This is a genomic window from Rhodococcus sp. T9N, from assembly GCF_024436645.1.
Taxonomy (GTDB): domain Bacteria; phylum Actinomycetota; class Actinomycetes; order Mycobacteriales; family Mycobacteriaceae; genus Rhodococcus_F; species Rhodococcus_F qingshengii.
Map to the genome: position 1 here is coordinate 15413 of NZ_JAMSKS010000032.1, position 22920 is coordinate 38332.

Annotated in this window: 20 protein-coding genes; 13 read left to right on the forward strand and 7 right to left on the reverse strand. The window is 62.4% G+C overall.

Features of this window, described 5'->3' with window-relative positions; translation table 11 throughout:
* The first annotated feature begins 501 nt into the window (after positions 1-501).
* Positions 502-1962, forward strand: a complete 1461-nt coding sequence (locus tag M1L53_RS31115) for a wax ester/triacylglycerol synthase domain-containing protein (RefSeq protein ID WP_007733717.1) — start codon at positions 502-504, stop codon at positions 1960-1962.
* 212 nt (positions 1963-2174) lie between these two features.
* Here M1L53_RS31115 and M1L53_RS31120 read toward each other — a convergent pair whose 3' ends face one another.
* Positions 2175-2882 (reverse strand): hypothetical protein, encoded by a 708-nt coding sequence (locus M1L53_RS31120; RefSeq protein WP_125050456.1) that lies wholly within the window; start codon positions 2880-2882, stop codon positions 2175-2177.
* 786 nt (positions 2883-3668) lie between these two features.
* Here M1L53_RS31120 and M1L53_RS31125 point away from each other — a divergent pair.
* Complete coding sequence (locus M1L53_RS31125; protein WP_021333986.1) at positions 3669-4922, forward strand: FAD-binding oxidoreductase; 1254 nt, start codon at positions 3669-3671, stop codon at positions 4920-4922.
* On the opposite strand, the gene M1L53_RS31130 is transcribed toward M1L53_RS31125, so the two are convergent.
* On the reverse strand, positions 4894-6285 hold the full coding sequence (locus M1L53_RS31130) for an amino acid permease (RefSeq protein ID WP_021333985.1): 1392 nt from the start codon (positions 6283-6285) through the stop codon (positions 4894-4896). The genes M1L53_RS31125 and M1L53_RS31130 overlap by 29 nt on opposite strands.
* A 189-nt stretch (positions 6286-6474) precedes the next feature.
* On the opposite strand from M1L53_RS31130, the gene M1L53_RS31135 reads away from it, so the two are divergent.
* The 7 genes from M1L53_RS31135 to M1L53_RS31165 all read left to right on the forward strand — a co-directional run bounded on the left by M1L53_RS31135 (position 6475) and on the right by M1L53_RS31165 (position 13951).
* Positions 6475-6945 carry an SRPBCC family protein gene (locus tag M1L53_RS31135; protein WP_003941500.1) on the forward strand — a complete coding sequence of 157 codons (471 nt, stop codon included), beginning with the start codon at positions 6475-6477 and terminating at the stop codon, positions 6943-6945.
* Positions 6946-6979: 34 nt separating this feature from the next.
* Positions 6980-7432 (forward strand): hypothetical protein, encoded by a 453-nt coding sequence (locus M1L53_RS31140; protein WP_007733713.1) that lies wholly within the window; start codon positions 6980-6982, stop codon positions 7430-7432.
* A complete protein-coding gene (locus M1L53_RS31145) occupies positions 7422-8441 on the forward strand; it encodes a MerR family DNA-binding transcriptional regulator (protein ID WP_042450437.1) in 1020 nt (339 codons plus the stop codon). The genes M1L53_RS31140 and M1L53_RS31145 overlap by 11 nt, the downstream gene beginning before the upstream one ends.
* A gap of 72 nt (positions 8442-8513) precedes the next feature.
* Positions 8514-9227 (forward strand): phosphatidylserine decarboxylase, encoded by a 714-nt coding sequence (locus M1L53_RS31150; protein ID WP_003941540.1) that lies wholly within the window; start codon positions 8514-8516, stop codon positions 9225-9227.
* A gap of 59 nt (positions 9228-9286) precedes the next feature.
* The gene (locus M1L53_RS31155) at positions 9287-10120 is read left to right on the forward strand and encodes a phosphatidylcholine/phosphatidylserine synthase (RefSeq protein ID WP_054186910.1); all 834 of its coding nucleotides are present in this window, start codon (positions 9287-9289) and stop codon (positions 10118-10120) included.
* Between the two features lie 21 nt (positions 10121-10141).
* Positions 10142-12319: an AAA family ATPase gene (locus M1L53_RS31160; protein WP_003941536.1), complete on the forward strand. Its 2178-nt coding sequence runs from the start codon at positions 10142-10144 to the stop codon at positions 12317-12319.
* A gap of 9 nt (positions 12320-12328) precedes the next feature.
* The gene (locus M1L53_RS31165; protein ID WP_054186906.1) at positions 12329-13951 is read left to right on the forward strand and encodes an amidohydrolase; all 1623 of its coding nucleotides are present in this window, start codon (positions 12329-12331) and stop codon (positions 13949-13951) included.
* A gap of 82 nt (positions 13952-14033) precedes the next feature.
* Here M1L53_RS31165 and M1L53_RS31170 read toward each other — a convergent pair whose 3' ends face one another.
* Positions 14034-14186 (reverse strand): hypothetical protein, encoded by a 153-nt coding sequence (locus M1L53_RS31170; protein WP_007733703.1) that lies wholly within the window; start codon positions 14184-14186, stop codon positions 14034-14036.
* Positions 14187-14384: 198 nt separating this feature from the next.
* Between M1L53_RS31170 and M1L53_RS31175 the strand changes: the two genes are divergently transcribed.
* The gene (locus tag M1L53_RS31175; RefSeq protein WP_054186905.1) at positions 14385-15623 is read left to right on the forward strand and encodes an HNH endonuclease signature motif containing protein; all 1239 of its coding nucleotides are present in this window, start codon (positions 14385-14387) and stop codon (positions 15621-15623) included.
* A gap of 88 nt (positions 15624-15711) precedes the next feature.
* Here M1L53_RS31175 and M1L53_RS31180 read toward each other — a convergent pair whose 3' ends face one another.
* Genes M1L53_RS31180 through M1L53_RS31190 form a run of 3 tightly spaced genes read right to left on the reverse strand, consistent with a single transcriptional unit; the run spans position 15712 to position 18801 of the window.
* Positions 15712-16731 carry a DUF2804 domain-containing protein gene (locus M1L53_RS31180; RefSeq protein ID WP_007730095.1) on the reverse strand — a complete coding sequence of 340 codons (1020 nt, stop codon included), beginning with the start codon at positions 16729-16731 and terminating at the stop codon, positions 15712-15714.
* A gap of 2 nt (positions 16732-16733) precedes the next feature.
* On the reverse strand, positions 16734-17486 hold the full coding sequence (locus M1L53_RS31185; protein WP_007730096.1) for an isocitrate lyase/phosphoenolpyruvate mutase family protein: 753 nt from the start codon (positions 17484-17486) through the stop codon (positions 16734-16736).
* A gap of 46 nt (positions 17487-17532) precedes the next feature.
* Positions 17533-18801: a cytochrome P450 gene (locus M1L53_RS31190; RefSeq protein ID WP_003945041.1), complete on the reverse strand. Its 1269-nt coding sequence runs from the start codon at positions 18799-18801 to the stop codon at positions 17533-17535.
* Between the two features lie 128 nt (positions 18802-18929).
* Between M1L53_RS31190 and M1L53_RS31195 the strand changes: the two genes are divergently transcribed.
* The 3 genes from M1L53_RS31195 (at position 18930) to M1L53_RS31205 (ending at position 22446) form a co-directional block, all read left to right on the forward strand.
* Complete coding sequence (locus M1L53_RS31195; RefSeq protein ID WP_042926208.1) at positions 18930-19565, forward strand: TetR/AcrR family transcriptional regulator; 636 nt, start codon at positions 18930-18932, stop codon at positions 19563-19565.
* A 9-nt stretch (positions 19566-19574) separates the two neighbouring features.
* Entirely contained in the window at positions 19575-20999 is a 1425-nt protein-coding gene (locus tag M1L53_RS31200) for a hypothetical protein (RefSeq protein ID WP_054186904.1), read from the forward strand.
* A gap of 67 nt (positions 21000-21066) precedes the next feature.
* The gene (locus M1L53_RS31205; RefSeq protein WP_232318973.1) at positions 21067-22446 is read left to right on the forward strand and encodes a hypothetical protein; all 1380 of its coding nucleotides are present in this window, start codon (positions 21067-21069) and stop codon (positions 22444-22446) included.
* On the opposite strand, the gene M1L53_RS31210 is transcribed toward M1L53_RS31205, so the two are convergent.
* Positions 22403-22828 carry an NUDIX domain-containing protein gene (locus M1L53_RS31210; protein WP_054186909.1) on the reverse strand — a complete coding sequence of 142 codons (426 nt, stop codon included), beginning with the start codon at positions 22826-22828 and terminating at the stop codon, positions 22403-22405. The two genes, M1L53_RS31205 and M1L53_RS31210, sit on opposite strands and share 44 nt — an antisense overlap.
* Between the last annotated feature and the right edge of the window lie 92 nt (positions 22829-22920).

Genomic DNA, 22920 nt, shown 5'->3' on the forward strand with positions numbered 1-22920 from the left:
AGCCATCAACCTAATGGCTAGCGGTTCTGCAGGTATTGGTGGAAGCATTCAGACCGCCCTCGGCTCGACCGTTGCCCCGTAGTCGGGAGAGGAGACAATAATGTTCGATCTTTCAATGAGCTATCTGTCGGATCTGGTGGGATTTGGCTCAATCGACCTAGTAGGTACGTTCGCGAAGTATCTCAACACCCTGTCCGCGTACACGCCGACGCCGCTCTAAGGAAAGGTGATTTACAATGCTGCAAAGATATATCACCAGTTTGATCGCCTGGGCTACTGGGACCATAGAGTTGACCGGCCTGGGAAGTACCATTCTGCAGAAGTAAATTCTCTGGTGCAACTTCTCTACTCTGAACTTCGATGATCCCCGAGGCTCCAATTCGCCTCGGGGGTCATTTCGCGTTCCAAGCACGAGAGTTTTCCAGGCACGAGAGTTCCGGGCCACGAGAGTTCCGGGGCACGGACACTTTGATCCGGCACCCGCCACGTGAGGAGTTCGACATGAGACTGCCCAACCTGCTGGATGCGGCTGTCACACAGGTGAATCCGCGAGACGCGGACTTCGTCTACAACGAGTCCGCCGGCCACCTGAAGCATCTGGTCGGCGTGTACTTCTTCGAAACATCTCAGCACCCAGCCGCAGAATTCACGCAGGCGCAAGCCGTCGATTGGGTCACCGCCAGGCTCGGACACAATCGCATGTTCACCCACCGAATCCAGCACACGCCACTGGGACTCGGCCATCCGTACTGGGTTCCAGACCCCAACCTGGATGTGGGCGACCACGTGCGGGTCAACGCGATTTCCGAGCCGGGTTGGGCACCATTTCAAGAAATGCTCAGCGCCCTGCTGACCTCGAGAATGGATCTCAGCCGCCCACCCTGGGAACTGCACTTTTTCACGGGGATCGAGGGGCTTGACGCTCTACCCGGCAGGCTGACGGCGGTTGTGCTCAAGTCTCATCACAGCGCGGCCGACGGAATCGCGATCCGAATGCTGGGTGAAGCCATATTTTCGGATGCGCAACGGCCGAGGAAATCAGCACCTGCAATACGGTTCCTACGGGGACGTCTCTTCACGCGATCAGTGCTGAGTTTCCCCGGCCAACTTATCCAGTTCGCCAAGAGCATTCCGGGCAATCGGGCTGCTGCCCGTGCGGTAGTCGAGGCGAAGAGTGCTGGAGAATGGGACGAGTGCATCTACGAAAGTACTAGCACCCGCTTCAACTGCAAGGTAAGCGGGTCGGCATTGGTGGAGCCGATCATCCTCGCAGGCAACGAGGTTCGGCATGTGAAGAACGCAGTCCCCGGAGCGACTGTCAACGACGTCCTTCTGGCTGTGGTCGGTTGCGCGATGGCGCGATACCTTACCGAGAAGAGCGAAGCGCCTCGAGGTTCTCTGTTCGCGATGGTTCCGCGGTCCATGCGCAAGCAAGAGGAGTGGGAGTCCGCAAACCAATTGGTGAATCTGTCCGTGAACATGCACACCACGATCACGGATCCGCTGAAGAGACTCGCTCTCATCGCAGAGTCTGCACGCTCGGAGAAGGCCCGTACGTCCCACACAGCGGTCCGGCGGATGAGCACAGTGTTGGAGACCCTACCCGCTCCGATAGCGCGGTTGATGGCATATTCACGTCACCATGACGACTACAAGCCGGATGGGCCGCGGTATCAGCACACGATGGTGAGTAACATTCCGCTCTCGGTCAACGGACTGACCCTGAACGGGGCATCTGGCACTGCCGTACTCGCTAATCAAGCACCGGTCGACGGTGACGGGCTGCGGCACTTCATGGTAGCTGCGAGTGGCGGCAACCTAACGCTCAACGTGATTGCAGACGCCGCAACGATGCCAGATCTAGGCCACTACCTGGAGTTGCTTCGCGCGAGTTTCGAGGAACTGAAGGAAGCCGCAAAGACGCGTGAGCTCGAGAGCAACTCGACCGTCATCGCATCCTGATCCCTTATTCACCAAGACATTACGAGCCCGGCCTACCACTGCGGTAGGTCGGGATTCTTGTCGAGCGGGTAATTCTGCACGTAACTCGCATCCACATGGTCTGGAAGCGCCTCCCGGCACACACTTCTGGCACTCACGCACAAGACTACGCAAAACAGCGCTGCCTGAGTGGGGTGTCAGGCAGCGCTGCTAATCACCGGGGTCCGGATTGACTATGGATGCAGAACGCCCGCACCCGAATTCAGTGCCGGGTAACTACCGGTCGCACCCACCGCATTGGCGGGAATGCATGAGGTCGGCGCACTGACTGTCCCGAAGATAGGCACTGACGCCTTCGATGTGAAACGGAAGTAATTCGCCGAGAAGTTATACATCTGGGCCGCGGTGCCCTGAGTGTCGAACTTCACGTCCAACGCACTGTTCCGAGTTTGGAAACTAATCTTCGGAAGCTGGTATGTCACGCCTACGCCGACATCCGCACCGTCCACGATCAGTTGCGATCCGGTATCGGTGAGAGTGACCGTGCCTGTGTAGCCCGAACCGGAACCGGCCACCAGTGCGGCCGATCCTGCGACGAACGTCGCTGGGTCATAGCGGTAGACAAGCCTGACGTCATCAATGCCGAGGAATGTGACACCCGAGACGCCAGAACTGCTGGGCGTCGTCGCTGAACCGGGCTGAAGGGTGTATGAATTTACCCCGGGCGTGGCATTCACAGTGACGTGGTTAGCCGTGACCGAGGTTGGAACTACCTGATCCACGGTCTGCCCAACACTTACAGCGCGGCACGCCTGGTTATAGCTCGTCACCGTCGTACCTGCAGTTGCCGACGCCGGTGCAACTGCTGCGAATACCATGCCCGCCGAAGCAGTTGCTACTGCTAGAGCGGCCACCGTACGTTTTGCCGTTGAAACATGCATATCTTCTACTCCTCATTCCCTTTCGGGATCGGTTTTTAGCGTTGATAGCACTTCCTGCCAAAACGCAGTTCGAGTAAAGTTGAACTACTGCATTGACAGCCTCCGCATCACCGGAATTTTCGCGGCGAAGGGGAAGTCTTTGAGGCCGTGCGCAGCACGATAGGATTTGTTCACTACCGATGCACGACCGAAATCTTGACAACGGAGATTAGCGATACGACATCACCCGGGAATCATGTCTCGATTCCGAAAAAGATGACGTCCGACCGTGAGAAACCACCTCCAATCAGCTGGTTTGGTAGCACCCATTCCACTGGATGCTCACACCGAGCGGTAAGTTGGAACAGCTGATCGACGATTGAAGGCCATTCACGATTTGCCGTTTATGTGATGACCGTCACCATACCTCAATTACTAGAACTTGTAACAGTTTTTGAAAGAAATCTCTCGACAACTTGAAATGGCGCCCCCACTTACATCCAGGATTTGCACGCGACTAATACCAAGGAACTAACATTCAGCGAAACATTAATACTAAAGTATTAACAACGCAGCTCATTCGAGAGATGGTTAATACTTTAGTATTAATTCAAAAGTTCCAGCGCATTTACGAACCGACTCACTGTGATTCGCTTCCCAAGCGAGGGCTGTGCACTCGCACAACGCATTCCCCGAAGCTGTGGCCGAACGGCCAGTCCTTTTGCCGCCCCCGCGATTCATGCTTGGGAGAAGAGCCGGATGTGACCGGCGTCTCGGTTCGAGCAGAGTCTGTAGAAGGAGTGCGTCATGGGAACTCGTCAAAGCCCCGATCGTGTGGTCGTGGTCGGTGCGGGTGTTGTCGGATTGTCGACGGCCTGGTTCTTGCAGGAACGTGGAGTCGAGGTCACCGTCGTCGATCGCGACGGCGTCGCAGCCGACGCGAGCTGGGGCAACGCCGGTTGGCTGGCCCCCGCATTGACGCTTCCGCTGCCCGAACCCGCAGTGCTCCAATACGGCTTGCGCGCGATGCTCAGCCCGTCGTCCCCGGTGTACGTGCCACTCACCACCGATCTGAAGCTGATTCGGTTCCTGGTCGGGTTCGCGCGCCACTGCACGCCGTCGAAGTGGCAGGAAGCGATGTCGGTCTACACCGAGGTCAACCGAACAGCCTTGGGCGCGTACGACGAACTCGCCGACGGTGGCGTCAAAGAGCTGACCCGCCTGGCCGATCCTTTCCTCGCCGCGTTTGCGTCCGAGAAGGACCGACAGACCTTGGTGGACGAGTTCCATCACGTCGAAGCTGCCGGCGGAGAAGTCGACTTCGACCTCCTCGACTACGACGCGATTCACTCGCTCGAGCCTTCACTCGGCCAGGGTGTGAAAGCCGGTTTGCGTCTGCGTAATCAGCGTTTCATCGATCCCCCGTTGTTCGTGAACTCGTTGGCGGACGCGGTTCGTGAACGCGGTGGAGAAATCGTCAGCGGTTTCGACGTCACGCAGATCGACGATCGGGTCGGCGGAGTCACTGTTCGCAGTGCACACGGTGATTCACGCGACGGCGACGCCGTGGTCATCTCGAGCGGTGCCCGCTTGAACAAGCTCGCAGCACCGTTCGGTGTGCGCAAACTGGTGCAGGCCGGACGCGGATACAGCTTCAGTGTCAAGCCCGAGCACCTCCCCAAGAACCCTGTGTATTTCCCCACCCAGCGCGTCGCATGCACTCCGTTGCACGATCGCTTCCGAGTGGCCGGAATGATGGAATTCCGCAGCCCTGACGCGCCGCTGGATCCGCGCCGCGTGCAGGCGATCATCGATGCGGCCAAGCCGATGCTCAGCGGCATCGACTGGACTGCGCGGGAAGAGGAGTGGGTGGGATCACGACCGTGCACTACCGACGGCTTGCCGTTGATCGGAGCCACGCGCTCGCCGCGCGTGCACGTCGCCGGTGGCCACGGGATGTGGGGAATCGCTCTGGGTCCGTTGACGGGAAAGATGGTGGCCGACTCGATGACCGGTGCTCAGACGCCGACCGTCATGAGTCACTTCGATCCGCTGCGCTGACAGCCGGTTTCACCCACTTGTAGTACGCGCCCGTCAGCAGAACCAGCCATCCGGCGCCGACGAGCAGCGCAACTCGGGTATCGGCGATGACGCCGAGCAACACGATGACAAAAGCCAGGAACACGATCGCGAAGATCTGACCGTACGGCCACAGCGGCACTGGAAACTTCAGTGCCGCTGTTTCGTCTGCACTCATCTGAGCGCGGGAACGGAACTGCGAGAGCAGGATCATGATCCAGACGAAAATGGTGGCGAAGGTCGCCAGCGAGGCGATGACGAGGAACACCTGGTCCGGGATCAGGTAGTTGAGCACTACTCCCACCAACAGGGCAACGGTCATGATGACAACGGTCATCCACGGAACACCGTTGGCGGAGACTCTCTTCATCACCTGCGGGGCCTGGCCGGCATGCGACATTCCGAACATCATGCGACCCGCACCGAAAACGTCGCTGTTGATGGCTGACAGGGCTGCGGTGATGACGACGATGTTGAGGATCGATGCGGCCGTTCCCAATCCGAGGTTCTCGAAGATCTGGACGAACGGGCTGTTGTCGGAGTTGATGGTCTGCCACGGAATGATCGCCATGATGACGGCGAGGGTGCAGATATAGAAGAGAATGATGCGCACCGGGACCGTGTTGACGGCTTTCCTGATGGTCTGCGCCGGATCCTCGGCTTCGCCCGCGGTGATACCGATGATCTCGGTGCCACCGAACGCGAACATGACGATCGCGAAACACGCGACGAATCCGCCGAAGCCCGTCGCGAAGAACCCGCCGTCCGACCAGAGGTGGCTGATTCCGGCATCGGTGTCGTGAACGCCGAATCCGAACACGATGATCGCGATGCCGCCGGCGATCATCGCGATGATGGCGGTGATCTTCACGAGCGTGAACCAGAATTCCAGTTCGCCGAACACCTTGACGCTCAACAGGTTTATCGCGCCGATGAAGAAGACGACAGCCAGAACCCAGATCCATCTCGGTACGTCCGGGAACCAGAACTGCATGTACAGGCCGAAGGCGGTGACGTCGGCGAGGCACACGATCACCATCTCGAACGTGTACGTCCACCCGGTCATGAAACCGGCGAGTGGTCCGAGGTGCTTGTTCGCGTACTCGCTGAACGAACCGGAAACCGGGTTACGGACCGCCATCTCGCCGAGCGCTCGCAACACCAGGTAGACCGCGATACCGCCGATCAGGTAGGCCAGGAGCACCGACGGGCCGGCTCGTTTGATGGCCTCGGCGCTGCCGTAGAACAGTCCGGTTCCGATGGCTGATCCGAGGGCGATGAAGCGGATATGGCGCGCTGTCAGCCCTCGCTTGAGGCCATCCTGCGTCGCGGCGTCGCTGTTCACTTCTCGGTACTCCAGTCGGATGGATCGTCATACGTGCGCGAACCATTGTCCGCTACCACCGCGCGTGTTCCCGCACGACCCTGTTGGACGGCCGTACAGTGACCTGACACACATGGTCCATTGACGGATCGCTTACGATCGACAAAAGTGTTTGTAACTTTACGTAGCATCAACTCGACTGGAGAGACTGTGTCCAACACCCTCGAAGCAAGCATCGACATCGACGCATCACCGCAGGACGTGTGGGCAATCGTCGCCGACCTGCAGCGCATGGGCGAATGGAGCCCCCAGTGCAAGGTGATGAAGGTAATCGGCGGGACCGTGCGTGAGGGCGCCAAGACGATCAACGTCAACCGCAAGGGCCTGCTGGTCTGGCCGACGTCGTCGAAGGTCGTTCGCTTCGAGCCCAACAAGTCGGTGGCGTTCCGCATCGCGGAGAACCGCACGATCTGGTCCTACGAACTCGAGCCGACCGCTACCGGCACCAAAGTGACCGAGCGTCGCGAGGCTCCCACCGGAACGTCGAAGGTCTCGCAGTTCCTCGTCAAGACCGTCCTGGGCGGAAACGCCGACTTCGAGGTCGAGCTCGTTGAAGGCATGAATGCCACCTTGAAGCGTGTGAAGAGCGAGGCCGAGGCGGCTGCACGCACCTCTGCTTGACCCTCGACCTGGTCGAGGCATCAGGATCCGTTCCATGGATCCCGTGATGACACAGATAGCGCAGGCACAAGAATTGGCGAGCTCCGGCGATCGAGCCGGGGCTCGCTCTGCGTTCGAGAAGGTGTGGGAAGAGATCAGCGCCGCCCCCGATGCGCTCCACATCGTCTCCCTCGCGCACTACATGGCCGACGTTCAAGACGATCCGGCTCAAGAGCTCTGCTGGGACCTGCGCGCCCTCGACGCTGCAGATTCGTTGACCGACGCGCGAGCCCAGGAACACCACGCATCGCTGCAGGTCGCCGGTTTCTATCCATCGCTGCACCTCAACCTGGCTGCCGACTACCGCAAACTCGGACGCGACGCCGAGGCCGTCGAGCATCTGACGAAGGCCGAGGCGTCGGTCGGCACACTCGCCGACGACGGTTACGGCCGGATGATCAGGGGCGCTATCGAGCGACTGCGGGCAGAATTGATCCGTGACCACTAGTTCCGCCCTCTTGACGATCGGCGAGATGTCCAGGGCGTCGGCGCTCCCGATCAGCGCGCTGCGGTTCTACGACAAGGAAGGCGTGCTCGTCCCGCATTCCGTCGATCCGCACACCGGTTACCGCTGGTACACCGACGACCAACTCCGCGACGCACGCGTGATCGCCGGTATGCGGCGCGTCGGTGTTCCGATCCGCGACATGATGGCCGTCCTGACCGGACCGGAACCCCATTCGTGCCTCGACGCCCATCTGCGCAACCTCGAGGACGGTCTCGCCGACGCCCGGGCCGAACTGGGACGAATCCACCGCCTGATCGACGCGCTACCTATCTCCGGCGGCGTGGACATCGACTCGTGGGATCTACGACGCGCACTCGACGCCGTGCTGTTCGCCGTGAACGAGGAATCGGAGTTCCCGATACTTCGCGGCGTCCACCTCGACATTCACGACGGCGTCGCTGCGTTTGTCACCACTGATCAGTTCCGGCTCGCGGTCGCCGAGGTGACAGTTCACTCCGCTCTGACGGTGTCCGCTGTCGTTCCCGTCACCTTCGCGCGATTGTTGCGCGACGTCGCCGGCGTCGTGACGCTGACTTTCTCCGCGCGCACGGTGACTGCGTCGTATCCGGGAGGTGAGGTGTCCAGCCCCCTGATCGAGGACGGAGAGTTCCCCGATCACCGAATCCTGCGCGAGCACCACAACGCCGTCGAACTGAGCGGCGACCACCTTGCCGCCCTGCTCAACGGCACCGAGGACAGTGCCGTCGTCAGCGTCGGCGAAGACGGTGGTGCCCGGGTGGATCCGGGCGGAACGGATCCCCGTGAGAAGTTCCGAGTACTGGTCGACCGGCAGCGACTGCGCGACGCCGCCGCAGCCCAACCGGGGCGGCAACTGGTGATCCGAGTAAGCGGTGCGACGCTCCCGCTGGCGATACGCACCGGCGACTGTGTCGGGTACTACTCGTACTTGATGCCACTACAGCCTGTAGGAGAGAAGGCGTTCACGTAATCTATGGATGCTTTACCACCCCGTACTGTCAGTGCGACCAGCAGAAGACCTACCGAGTAGTTAGAGGAGCCTGTGGCACGCCGACCCACACCCCCCGGAACCCCGCAACCCACCGGGATCGGACATATCGTCGATCTGGTTCGCCATGCGATTCCGCCACTTCATCCCGCCGGCCTGCCGTTCGTGCTGGCCCCGCTGGGAGTTGCAGCTCTGGGCCGCAACCGTAAGTGGGTGCGCCGAGCCGGTCTGACCACCGCCGCCGCATGCGCCACGTTCTTCCGTCACCCGCACCGGGTGCCGCCCAACCGCATCGGCGTCGTCGTCGCACCCGCCGACGGCGAGGTGGCGTTGGTCGACAACGCCGTTCCGCCCGCCGAGCTCAATCTCGGAAGCGAGCCGCGCCCGCGCGTCAGCATCTTCCTGTCGGTTCTCGACGTGCATGTCCAGCGCAGCCCTGTCGGTGGAACGGTCAAAGAGGTCGTTCACCAGGCAGGCAAGTTCCTCTCCGCAGATCTCGCCGACGCCAGCGAGGTCAACGAGCGCAACAGCATGCTGATCGAAACCGCCGATGGTCACGACGTTGCGGTTGTCCAGATCGCGGGACTGCTTGCACGCCGCATCGTCTGCTACGCCGGTGTCGGTGACGTCCTGCCGATCGGCGACACGTACGGACTGATCCGTTTCGGCTCACGCGTCGACACCTATTTCCCCGCCGGAACCACACTCCTGGTCGAGCCGGGACAACGCACGATCGGTGCTGAAACAGTTATCGCGCAACTGCCGTGAAGACGCCGAAGATGAAGTCAGCCGTGAAGAAGCCGGGAGCAGCCCAACCCGGCGCGAAGATGCCCAAACGCACCCAGGCGGTGCGGTTGCTGCCGTCCGTCATCACCATCCTGGCGCTGTGCGCCGGGCTGTCCGCCGTCAAATTCGCTCTCGACGGACAACCCGGTACCTCGCTCGCGATGATCGGCGCAGCTGCCGTCCTCGATTCACTCGACGGCCGCATCGCGCGACTGCTCGACGCCACCAGCAAGATCGGCGCCGAACTCGACTCACTGGCCGACTCCATCTCCTTCGGCGTCGCCCCGGCCCTGGTCCTGTACGTGACCTTGCTGGACGGCACCAGCATCGGCTGGATCATCGCGTTGATCTACGCGGTCAGCATCGTGTTGCGACTCGCACGTTTCAACACCCTGCTCGACGACGACGACGACGTCCCCGCGTATGCACGTGAGTACTTCGTCGGCGTTCCGGCTCCGGCCGGCGCACTCATCGCCCTCACTCCCCTGGCCGCGACGGCTCAGTGGGGTGACGGCTGGTGGTCTTCGCACTTCGTCGTCATCGTGTGGACGCTCTTCTCGGCTGCACTGATCGTCAGCCGCATCCCGACGCTGGCGATGAAGTCGGTATCCGTGCCGCCGCACATGGCGGCCGGCCTGCTCGTCCTGGTGACGTTGGCTGCAGCCGCACTCATCACCTACCCGTACATCCTGCTGATCGTTCTCATCGCGATCTACCTGGTGCACATCCCGTTTGCCGTGCACTCGAAGCGGTGGGTGGCAGCACGTCCCGAAACCTGGGACATCAAGCCTTCCGAACGCCGCGCGATCCGACGCCAACCCAACGTCGGTGGCCGCCGCTCGGCCGCTCGTCTCGGATTGCGGCGACCCCGCTAGTCCACGACGTACTCTCGAGAGGTGACTTCGCCGGAACTCGCCCTCACCGTTCGACTCAACACCTCTGCCGCCGACCTACGCCGCGGGGTCGTGCGCTTGCACCCCGAAGCGTTGGCGGCGTTGGGCATCCGCGAATGGGATGCCATCGCACTCATGGGAGCCCGCGGCACCGCGACCGTCGCGGGCCGTGCACCCACCGGAACCCCGGCAGGCACGATCCTTCTCGACGACGTCACCATGTCGAACGTCGGCCTGACCGAGAACTCATCCGTCGTGGTCGGTCCGGTGACGGTGTACGGAGCGCGATCCGTCTCCGTCACCGGCTCGTCCATGGCGACAAATTCGATCAGCTCGACGGTTCTGCGACAAGCCCTTCTGGGCAAGGTCGTCAGCGTCGGCGACACGGTCTCGCTCCTCCCCCGCGATCTCGGTCCGGGTACGAGCACTTCCGAAGCCACCCAAGCGCTTTCCCGTACCTTCGGCGTCGCGTGGACATCCGAACTGCTCACCGTCACGGCCGTCGAACCTGCCGGTGGTCCGGTCAGCGTCCAGCCGAATTCGGCAGTCAACTGGGGTTCCGGCTCGGCGGGCACACTGACACCGAGTGCGCTTGTTTCCAGTCCGGCCGCCGTCGCGATCGAGCCTGCACCGTCGGTTCCGCTGGATCACCTCGTCGGCGCGCAAGCGCAGGCAGCCAAGCTGACCGAGTGGCTCGGCCTGGCACTCGACGAACCAGAACTGCTCCGTACGCTCGGCGCCTCCCCGCACCTCGGCGTCCTCATCACGGGCCCCGCCGGCGTGGGCAAAGCCACGTTGGCCCGCTCGGTCCTGTCCTCGCGCAAACTTGTCGAACTCGACGGCCCGGGAGTCGGTGCCACCGAGGCGAATACCCGCCTGCAGCGAATCGTCGACGCCGTTGCTGCCGTGCGCGGCGGTGGTGTACTGCTGATCAGTGACATCGACGCTCTGCTTCCGGCCACCGCGGAACCGGTATCCGCACTGATCCTCGAACAACTGCGCAGCGCCGTCGCAACCCCGGGCGTGGCATTCGTCGCGACCTCCGCCCATCCGGAGACCGTCGACGCGCGCCTTCGCGGCCAGGATCTCTGCGATCGAGAACTCGCACTTACCCTGCCGGACGGCGCAACCCGCAAGGCGTTGCTCGAACTCCTGCTCCGCCGCGTGCCCACCGGAACCCTCGAACTCGACGCCATCGCCTCGCGCGCACCGGGATTCGTGGTCGCCGACCTCGCGGCGCTCTGCCGTGAAGCTGCCTTGCGAGCGGCGACGCGGGCGTCCAAATCCGGTGATTCTCCGGAGATCACGCAGGAAGATCTTGTCGGTGCCCTCGAAGTGATTCGGCCACTGTCTCGTTCGAGTACCGAAGAACTGTCGATCGGCAGCGTCACCCTCGACGACGTCGGCGACATGGTCGAAACCAAACAGGCGCTCACCGAAGCGGTGCTGTGGCCGCTACAGCACCCCGACTCCTTCGCACGCCTCGGTGTCGACCCACCCCGCGGCGTGCTCCTCTACGGCCCTCCCGGCTGCGGTAAGACGTATCTCGTTCGTGCCCTTGCCAGCTCAGGTCACCTCAGCGTCCACGCCGTCAAAGGTGCGGAGCTGATGGACAAGTGGGTCGGCGCCTCCGAAAAGGCCGTAAGAGAGTTGTTCCAGCGCGCACGCGATTCGGCGCCCTCGTTGATCTTCCTCGACGAAATCGACGCCCTTGCCCCGCGTCGTGGTCAAAGTTCCGACTCCGGGGTGTCGGATCGCGTCGTAGCCGCGTTGCTGACCGAACTCGACGGCGTCGAACCGCTACGCGACGTCGTGGTGTTGGGCGCCACCAACCGACCGGATCTGATCGACCCGGCTCTTCTGCGCCCCGGCAGACTCGAACGTCTCGTATTCGTACCGCCGCCGGATGCGGAGGCCCGCAAAGCGATTCTGCGTGCTTCCGGCAAGTCGGTACCGCTCGCCGAAGATGTCGATTTGGACATTCTGGCCGTCGATCTCGAGGGATACTCGGCAGCAGACTGCTCGGCTCTCCTGCGTGAGGCTGCACTCGCCGCCATGCGTCGGAGCATGGACGCGGCCGACGTGACGGCCGCGGACGTGGCAACCGCCCGTGAGAAGGTACGTCCCTCACTCGATCCCGAGCAGGTGGCACACCTACAGGCGTACGCGGACAACCGATAAGGACTGACCATGGCTGCTGATCTGGTTCTGTACGGCGACATCGTGACCATGCACGAGGAATCACCACGCGCCCAGGCGCTCGCCGTGACGGGCGGCCGGATCACAGCCGTCGGCGCGCGCACGGACGTCGAGAAACTGGTGGGGCCGGATACCCGCGTCGTCGACGTCGGAGGTGCCACTGTTCTGCCGGGGTTCATCGAGCCACACGGTCACCCTTTGGAAGAAGCCATCGTGCTCGGGCCTGACGTCGTCGACATCCGGCCTGTCACGATCGCCGAGGCGGACGCCGTAGTTGCTGCCGTCGTCGACACTGTTCGTTCGCGAGGTGCTGCCGGCGCTTCTCTGAACGGTTGGGACCCGTTGCTGCAGAAGGGCCTACCCGACCCGACCATCGACTGGCTGGACTCCGTAGCGCCGGAGTACCCCCTCGTGATCATGCACAACTCGGGACACGTCGCGTATTTCAACACGGCGGCAGCAGTGCAGGCCGGCATCACCCGCGATACCCCCGATCCGATCGGCGGATCGTACGGCCACGACGCGACGGGCGCACTCGACGGAGCCGCGTACGAAATGCCTGCGGTGTTTGCAGTCGCGGGCCACGCAGTCACCATCGGTGACGACTTCCCCGCACTGGTGGCGGCCGAATGCGCCCGGCTGAACGCCGCGGGAATCACCACCATCGCCGAATTGTCGTTCGACCCCAAGATGCGGCCAGCCCTGGCCGCGATAGCTGACGCCGGACTGCTCACCACCCGTCTGCGGCTCTACGAAATGTCCAACGACGCACGCACTACCGAGGCGTCGCCGGGCGACGGAAACGACCTGGTGCGCCAGATCGGCATCAAGGCCTGGTCCGACGGTTCGCCGTGGGTCGGCAACATCGCCACCAGTTTCCCGTATCTCGATACCGAAGCCACCCGTGCGCTCGGGATCGCCTGCACGCACGGGCATGCCAACTACACCGGCGAACAGATCCACGACATCAGTTCCGCTTACTTCGCCAAGGGGTGGCAGATGGCGTGCCACGCCCACGGCGACGACGCGATCACCATGGTTCTCGACGCGTGGGAGCAGCTTCTGAAGGAGCACCCCCGGCCCGATCACCGGTTGCGCCTCGAACATGTCGGCGCGATGCGTCCGGATCAGTTCGCCCGCGCAGCGGAACTGGGCGTCACGGTCAGCATCTTCATCGACCACTTGCACTACTGGGGTGACGTTCTGGTGGATGACCTGTTCGGCCCCGAATACGGATCCGTCTGGGCCGCAGCAGGATCTGCACTCGCGGCCGGGCAACGGTTCACCTTCCACAACGACGGTCCCGTCACCCCCGCCAATCCGCTACGAAACATGCAGGACGCCGTCACCAGGCTTTCGCCCAGCGGTCGCGTCGTCGCACCCCAGGAACGGATCCCCGTGGACGCCGCCGTGCGCGCCCATACGGTCAACGCCGCTTGGCAGCTGTTCAGCGAAGATCACATCGGGTCCATCTTTCCCGGCGCCTACGCGGATTTGGTTGTGCTGTCGGCAAATCCCCTCGACGTCGAGCCGGCCGAGCTGGCCGACATCACGGTGCTCGCCACCGTCCTGGAGGGCCGGACGGTGTACGGGGACCTGAGCGCGATCGACTGATCGGTCGCCGCGGACAAGACTGTTGCCCTCCCTGCTCGAGTTCCAAGGATCGTTGCGAGAACGGAAACGACGCTGGGTGGTCTCAGAGTTCGGTGTGGACGTCGTCAACGACCTGGGCAATCGCATGTTTCGCCCAGGCCGTGATCTGCTCGTTCGTGTCGCGGTAGTACGGCAAGGCAACCAATGCAATCGACAGAGCCCATGCGCGGCCGCGCGTCCAAGTGCCCTCGTCCACGTCAACATGAAGCCGGAATGTATGCCGAGCGCTCGGCGTCAGCAGAGTCCATGCAATGAGGCAGTCGAGATTGCCTGCCGCAAATCGAATGAAGATCCGAAAAGTCCCAGAAATCAGAATTGTCGAAAATTATTGCATAGGAACAGTTTTCGAGACCCAAGTCTTGTGTTCGAAACTTTGTTCGATTAAACTTTGAGCATGGACAGTCGGGAAGCGTGGCAGCTGGATGGCGAGGACCTCAAGAGTGAGGTTCTGGATCTGGTGCGCGCCCGACACGAATTGCAGTCGCGGATGGTGTTGCTGATCGTGGAGATGTTTTCCCGTGAGGTTCTCGGCGGGAAGGGTTTTCGGGCGATCGCGCAGTGGTTGCATGGTTCGACGAATCTGGAGATCGGTGAGTGCAGCCTGCTGGTCGGGTTGGCGCGGTTGTTGATGCTCGAACCTGTTGTCGCGGATGCATTCCATCGCGGTGACGTGGATGCGTTGAAGGCGCGGCAGGTGGCGTCGTTTTGTCAGCATCCGCCGAAGAACATGACGCCGGCGGATGTGGACAAGGCCCGCGGGATTCTGTTGGGGTTGGCGTCGAAGAACATCGCCGATTGTGATGCGGTGCGGGCAGCGATCCGGCGGATCGAGAAGCAGTACGGCAAACGCGAAGACGGCGTTCCGGTGGGTGAGGATTCGGAGCGTAACGAGTTCTACGCCTCGAAAGGCTTGTACGGGCGGGTGACCGTGAAGGGTGATCTGGATGCTGTGAACGGGGCACGTCTGATCACGTTGCTGTCGAGTCTGTCGGCGCCGACGCCGGAGAAAGACGGCGTGAAGGACACGCGTACTCCGGCATTACGGCGTGCGGACGGGTTTTGCGAGTTGTTGCGCCGGTACGAGCGGGCGGGGTTGGGTCCGATCGAGGGCGGGGTTAAACCGCACATCACGGTGACTGCGTCGGCGAAAGATATGACAGACCTTAAAGTTCTGAAAGACCTCTTGCCGTCGACTCAGGAACTGGGTTTCGCGTGGACGGATTGGGTGGGCCCGATCAGCATCGACACCGCCCGGATGTTGGCCTGCGACTGCACGGTCACCCGGATCCTCCTGGATGAGAATGGTGTTCCGCTCGACTGCGGTAAGGAAGCGAGAACAGCAACGGTGCCGCAGCGGCGGGCTCTTGCGGTTCGGGATGGCGGGTGTGCGTTTCCAGGGTGCGGGACGCCGTCGGGGTGGTGCGATGCTCACCATATTGTTCACTGGAACGATGGCGGCCCAACGGATCTCGACAATCTGATCTTGTTGTGCGGTCATCATCATCGGACGATGCACCACACGGAGTGGCGGGTGGAGATCGGGCCGGATCGCAAATCGGTGTTCTATCCGCCGATGTCAGTTGATCCGTATCAGCAGCCGATCGGCGGGAACGGCCCACCGACAGCAGCCTGAAGTGAAACAACTCGAGACGCGAGCACCGGGGCACGATCATGCCCCGGTGCTCATGGTGCGTTCCGTCATCTTCGCGGAGACGTACGGCCTACCAGCGGTTCCGAACCTCCTCGGCAAATCCGAGGAGATCTCGAACCACCACGGAGGTACCGTCGTCGAGGATCACTGTGCCGGAGAACTTTCCGAACACCTGATGCTGAATCGAACGCAGCACCCCGACGTCGAAAGTCGCGGCACGGTCGATGATCGGCTCGAAAGTCATCTCGAAGCGACCATCGTTGCTCGAGAAGTTCCACGGAGCGCCGTCGTACGTTCCCTGCGGGATGCCGAAGTCGATCCTGTCCAGTTTGTGTGCCCGCCCTCCGACAAACACGATGTTCTCGCTGGCCGCCGTAGTATCGCCGAAGCCGTAACCGATGTTGAATCCGAACCGCTCGCCGTTCACCACTCCGGATGCAGAACCCCAGTACCAGGTGTTGTCGTAAGTCCAGACTCCCCTGCCCCAATCGAGAACGCCGAACGAGTCCTCCGAGCGAAATGTGAAGTCGTCGCTCCCGATTCGCACGGTCCCGGCAGCGGGCAGGCAGTTGATCTTCTGGTTGTAGTAAAACGATCGGGACGCCTTCGGAAACGGTGTGGCGATCACCATCCGGTCATCGGCAGGACTCGCCAGGAACAAATCGGCATGAAGACCTCGTCCACCGTCGAAAGCCGGGTAGTCGACGATCAGGTGGCGCCCACCGTCCACATGGCGAAACTCGAAGCGAGCTTTACCTTTCGACACCACCACATCACCGTCGTCCGCGCTTTCGGGCAGGCCGAGCCTTCCCATCGGGAACGGCAGCATCACGTTTTCGGTAATCTCGTGTGGTGTTCGGAAATCGAGCCAGGAGACTCCGAGCAAGCCCATGTACCCGTTGTCGGCGACGGTCAACGCGATGCCGTAATCCGCAGTAAGAACGCAGTAGTAGTCCCACTCCTTGATCCGGAACTTCGGAGCGGCGATCGCAGAGCGTCGATACTTGCGAATCTCCGATGGGGCCCAACCCGTCTCGACCAAATGTCCGCCATCGTCGAGAAGCGGGCCGGGCGACATCAGTGTCTGCATTCTTACTTCCAGCGTCCCAAGATCTCGTTCGCACGGTTGGCCAATGCCATCTGGAAGAACGGACCGAAGCTCACACGTGCCACTCCGAGCGGACCGAAACTTGCCGGGTCGTCCTGATCCGGGATTCCGATCGCATTGATCGGAAGTGGGAGCTCGGACGTCAGGCGGCGCTGGGTCGCGTCGTCATGCCGCCCGACGGGGTAAAGAACGTCGGCGCCGGCGTCGGCCGCCAGCTTGAGGCGTGCGATGGCGCGATCGACGCGATCGGACTCGTCACCGACCTGCTTCACGAACAGGTCGGTGCGCGCGTTGACGACAACGTGAACTCCGGCTGCGTCGGCGGCCTGACGAAGCCCACCCACGAAGTCGGCGTGCTCCTGCGCCTCGCGCAAGCGTCCGCCTTCACTGTGAACGGTGTCCTCGATGTTGAGTCCGACAGCGCCGGCATCGATCAACCCGTCGATGAGAACTGCCGGCTCGAGCCCGTAACCACCCTCGATGTCCACCGAGATCGGGGCGTCGACCGCACCGGTGATCTGCTTGATCCGGTGCAGAAGTTCGTCGAAGGTGATGCCCTCGTTGTCCGGCTTGCCGATGGAATCGGAAACCGGATGACTGCCTACCGTCAGGGCTGCAAAACCGGCAGCCACCGCAAGATTCGCCGACCACGCGTCCCACACCGTCGGGAGAATGACCGGATTACCTGGCTGGTGCAACGCCAGTAGAGCAGTTGCCTTGTCGTTGATCGAAGTCATGCGGTGGCTCCTCGAGATCGTGGGGTGTACCTCTCACCTACCGACTCTAGTGAGCGACCGGGCAGCCTGTGCTCTTGTAATCGACCTGGAACTCCTTGATGCCGTTGATCCAACCCGAGCGCAGACGGCGCGGATCACCGATCTTGGTGATGTCCGGGACGTTGTCGGCGATCGCGTTGAACATCAAGTCGATCTCCATACGAGCGAGGTTGGCACCGATGCAGAAGTGCGCGCCCGTTCCGCCGAAGCCCAAGTGCGGATTGGGGTTACGAGTGATGTCGAACGTCATCGGGTTCTCGAACACGTCCTCGTCGAAGTTCGCGGAGCTGTACAGCATCACCACGCGCTGCCCCTTCTTGATCGACACTCCTGCCAATTCCGTGTCCTCGAGCGCGGTGCGCTGGAAGGCGGTGACGGGTGTCGCCCAACGGACGATCTCGTCGGCCGTCGTCTTGGGACGTTCCTTCTTGTACAGCTCCCACTGCTCGGGGTTGTCCAGGAACGCGATCATTCCGTGCGTGATGGCGTTGCGAGTGGTCTCGTTCCCTGCGACCGCCAGGATGAGCACGAAGAACCCGAACTCCTCCGGGCTCAAGGAGTCGCCGTCGATGTCGGCCTGGACCAGAGTGGTGACGATGTCGTCTGCCGGGCAGGTACGACGTGCGTCTGCCATTTGGTACGCGTATCCGAGGACCTCGGTGGACGCGACTGCCGGATCACCCTGGTATTCCGGGTCGTCGTAGCCCATCATCTCGTTGGACCACTTGAACAGCTTGTCTCGATCGTCCTGCGGTACACCGATCAGATCCGCGATCGCTTGGAGCGGCAGCTCGCTGGCAACCTGCTTCACGAAGTCGCCCGGGCCTTCGCTCACAGCGGTGTCGACGATGCTCCGTGCACGACGGTCCAATTCGTCGCGCATGCCGTTGATCGCGCGAGGCGTGAACAGCTTCGAAATCAGCTTGCGGAGCTTGGTGTGCTCCGGTGCATCCTTGTTGAGCAGAAGATGCCGGAGCATCTCGACGGCCTCACGTGGCATGTCGTCGGCGAAACGCGCGATCGCGGTGTTCTCCCAGCTCGAGAACACATCGCTGCGCTGGCTGACCTCTTTGACGTCAGCGTGACGCGAGACCACCCAGTAGCCCTCGTCCTGGAATCCACCGACCGTCGGCGGCTGCTCACACCACCACACGGGTGCGTTGCGACGCAGTTCGGCGAATTCCTCGAAAGGGATCCGCTCCCCGAGGACAGCAGGATCGGTGACGTCGAATCCGGCCGGCAGGTCAGGCGTGCGTGTTGTGTCCGAGATGGTCATGGCGTCCTCTGATCGGTCGAATGTGCGCTACACCACAGAGTAGCTTTCACTAACGGACTGTCAAGTGAAAGACGGAGAGTCTCGTGCAACTGACCCGTGAGAGCCCCCGCGGCACTAGGATCCTGGTAATGACAGATACCTCCGGCAGACTGACGCTGCGAGAGAAGCAGAAGCAGCGAACCCGCGCAGACCTCGTGGATGCCGCCGGCGCGCTCTTCACCGAACGCGGATACGCGGCTGTCACCGTCGAGGACATCGCCGGCCGGGTCGGTTGCAGCCGAGCCACCTTCTACCTGCACTTTCCCGGAAAGATCGACATCCTCAAGGCGCTCGGCTCGAACACCGTCGTATCCAGCACCCTCGCCATATTCCAGGATCTCGACCACGTACTCGATTCCGGTTCGCGCGAAGAATTCGCCGGCTGGATCAACCGCGCTCTCGACTGGTGCCGCGATCACCACCACATGATGCGGGCGTGGGACGAGGCCATGGTCCTCGAACCCGAGTTCCGCACACTGGCCCGCGAAGGCATCTCAGCACTGCCCAACGCTATGCCGTCGTACCTGGCACGCTGGCCGCAGAGCCGACACGACGAGGCGAAACTCCGGGTCGAGCTCCTGCTGACACAAGTCGAGCGCTTCTTCATTCGCTGGGCGGAACAGGGCGCGATCACCGCGGGTGCGGACGTCGCAGCAGACGTTCTCACCGACATCTGGTTTCCGGCACTCACGCCGCCCACGACCGATGTTGCGGCGCCGCGATAGGTTGGCCCGATGCCACTCGATCTTCGAGCGATCCTCACCACCGTCGCTGCGCTCCTGTCCGGGATACTCGCGGCGCTGGCCCTGACCAATCCGGTTCTCCGTGACTGGGCCATCGTGGCCTCTCCGTCGGAAGTAGATCGCTGGATCAGCAGTGGACCCACCGCTGTCGGGCTCGGCGCCGTGGTTGCCGTGCTTGCCTGCGCACTCTCACAGCGTCGCGGCTCCCGTCGGGCAGCCTGGATCGCGATCACCGTCGGGGTCGCCGTCATCGCGATCATTCGGGCAGTCGTGCCCGAGGTTGCGTCACTGGACCTGCTGATCGCCTTGATCATCGTCAAAAGTGTTGCAGCCGGTGCAATTCTGGGTTGTGTGGTTGCCGTCAGTTGGGATCGCACCGCCACGAAGAACGCCACCCTCCTCGGCGTGCTTGCCGCCTTCCTCGCGGTTCGCACGTTCGCCGGCGGGACGGGCCGGATGAGTACGTCTTCGGTAGGTGAGCCGTCGTGGTGGCTGATCGGCGCCACGGCCGCAGCAGCAATCGCCTGTGCAGTGACCGCGCAATCCGGCTTCCGGATCCGCAAGCCCGACGCGGGCGAAATCCGCATAGCGCTCGTGGTGATCGCCGCGCTGGCGATCGGGCATCGAGTGCTCGGCGCCGTGATCGATCGCCAGCAGTACGCGTCCGAGGCAACTGCCTGGATCGTCATGGTCTTGGCAGCGGGCGCTGCGCTCGCGTTGACATGGATCGCCGCCTACCGTCTCGGCGACACCTCCGGTGCTGGTGGCAAGTTCCTCTGGGCCGCAACCGCTCTGGCCGCTGCGTCGGCTCCGCTGTTCGTCGACATCGCGAAGGGTTCCGGCCACTGGGGAGACCTGAAGTCCCCCTGGGTACTGGTGCTTTTCGCAGCCCTGCCGGTCGCCGTCGGATTGCGACTGCACAAGCAGGTGCCAAACCTCGTTCCCATCGCCGTTCTCGTTGCGGTACCGCTGTCAGAACTACTGCCCTTCGACTCCGCGCACGGTGTCTGGTCAATCGCACTGAAGATCGCCTCGCTGGGTCTCGCCGCCGGATTGCTGTTCGGTGCCCTGGCTCCCGGCAGCCTGGTCGACGCCACACTCGGACTCGCCATTCCCTTTGCCGCAATGACCTTCTCGTCGATCGCTGTTCTCACCGATCAGCTCGCTTTCCCACCGATGATGACGTCGATATACATCCAAGGCCAGCTCGATATCGATGCGGTCTCTCCCCACGGCGACGGAGGATTATTCGGACGCGGCGTCGGAATCACCGTCGACTACGTCACCCCTCAGACCGTCGGCACTGCAATCCTCTTCGCCTTGATCATCGGCTTCTGCGGTGCAGCGATCCTCCGACGGTCCCATCCACCCGTCGACACCACGGAATCTCGGATCGAACCGGAGCCAGTCGACTGACACACCGTCACCGGACTGAGACCTGCTATTGCGGTGCAACTGGTACCGGATTGACTATTTTGGAGCAGTGCCCATCGCCCGCAGGACGCTGCTCGTCGCGCTGAGTGGCGTGACGGCATTCGTCGTCACCGTCGTCGCCCTGGCACCGTTCGTGAACAGCCAGTCGACGTCGATTTCGACGGGCGACAGGTTCTGGTCGATCTCGACGATCGGCGCCAGCGTTCTGGCTGTCGTCGCGGTCGGGACAGCCGCGATGATGGCCCGCTGCCGGTTGCGGACCGCGGCCATGACGGTCTTCGGTGGACTCCTACTCGAACTGCCCGGGCTCTACGATCACAACTTCGAGGCACTCTCACCCGTCGGTGCGGGAGTCGCTGTCGGCGCGGTCACGGTTGCTGCCGCTCCCCGGGTCCGAGCCGCTTCCGTCGCGGGAACGATTGTTGCCGTGCATGTCTCGGATTCACTCCTCGACGAGGACGCTATTCCTCGGCGGTACGCAGACTACATCGCCGACAACACCAACCAGTTTCAACCACCAGTGTTGGGGGCAACACTGCTCGCGCTGGCATTGGCCGCCGCCTGCGTCGCCGCGTTCTGGTTCCACGACTTCGACAAGGACCACCCCAAAGAACGGATGGCCGTTCGACCGGTGACTATCGCGGCGGTGCTCACTCTCTTCGGGGTCGCTGCGAATTGGTGGTTCGAGATCACCACCGTCACGGCGGCGGTGCCTCTACTACTCGTCGCGCTGGTGATCACGGTGATCTGCGCGCGGGTGCTGGGCGACGGCAGTCGTATCCTGCTGATGTGTACCGCTGCCGTCGCAACTCTGGCGGCGGTCTCGGCGAACCGTCCCGCAACCGAAGCTATGGAATGGTCGAAAACCCCCGCCTCCACCGCCGTCGTGATCGGACTCGTCATCGTCGCCGCGGCAGCGATCGGCGCGATCGCTCCCTCGCGAGTCGTCGGCTACGGATTGCTCCTGACGGTCACGGTCGCCGGGATCGTCAGCTACGCCACGTCGCCGTCGCCGAAGATCGGTGACGTTCTCACGATCAGCGATCTTCTTGTCGCCTTCACCGCTGCGGTCGTCACATACGCGATCGCCAGCGCGATGTACCGAGAGCCACCGCGGACCGGAGCGTCGCGAGCACTCGTCGGACTCGGTGTCATCTTCGGCCCGACGGCGCTGGCCCTGCTCGTCTATCCGCAGTTCGACTACGGATGGACGGCGTACACGCCGCTCGACGAGAACAAGCCCTTCAACGGCATCACGACGGTCGGCCCGTTCGAAATCTCGACCGACATTCTGATACTCGACGCCGTGGCGCTGATCATCGTGGCCGTCTGCGCCTACGTGAGTCTCCGATTGGGGCGGATCAATCGATCCGTTCCTCCGCCGATCAGTCGATCAGATCCATCGACGCCAGGCGATGGAACACTTTGAGCGATCCTGGCGCCACATCGTCCATCGCTGCGTACTCGGCGAGCGTGAAGTAGCGGAACTCGGCGATCTCGCTGGTCGGGTGCGGGTCTCCGGCCATCTCCGCCAGATAACAACTCATGTGCAGGCCCGTGTCCGCGGAATGTCCGAAAGCGTGAGCCTCGAAGACGTCGAGGAACGTGACCGTCCCGTCGACCAGATCGACGTCGAGTTCCTCCCGAATTTCGCGGTGCAACGCCTGCTCGGGCGTCTCCCCCGGGTCGATCTTTCCGCCGGCCATGTAGAACGCCGTCTTGCCCACGGAGCGGGTCTGGATCAGCTTGCGGTCACGAATGTGTGCAAGGGCAGCGGTACGGATGATCGTGGTGGGTGTCGACGAATTCACGTCGTCCAACCTACGTGTATCAGCGAGTGCCGATGATGTCCGAATCGACTCGCTGCACATCGAAACTGCCACGCCCGGTAATATGTACGCAA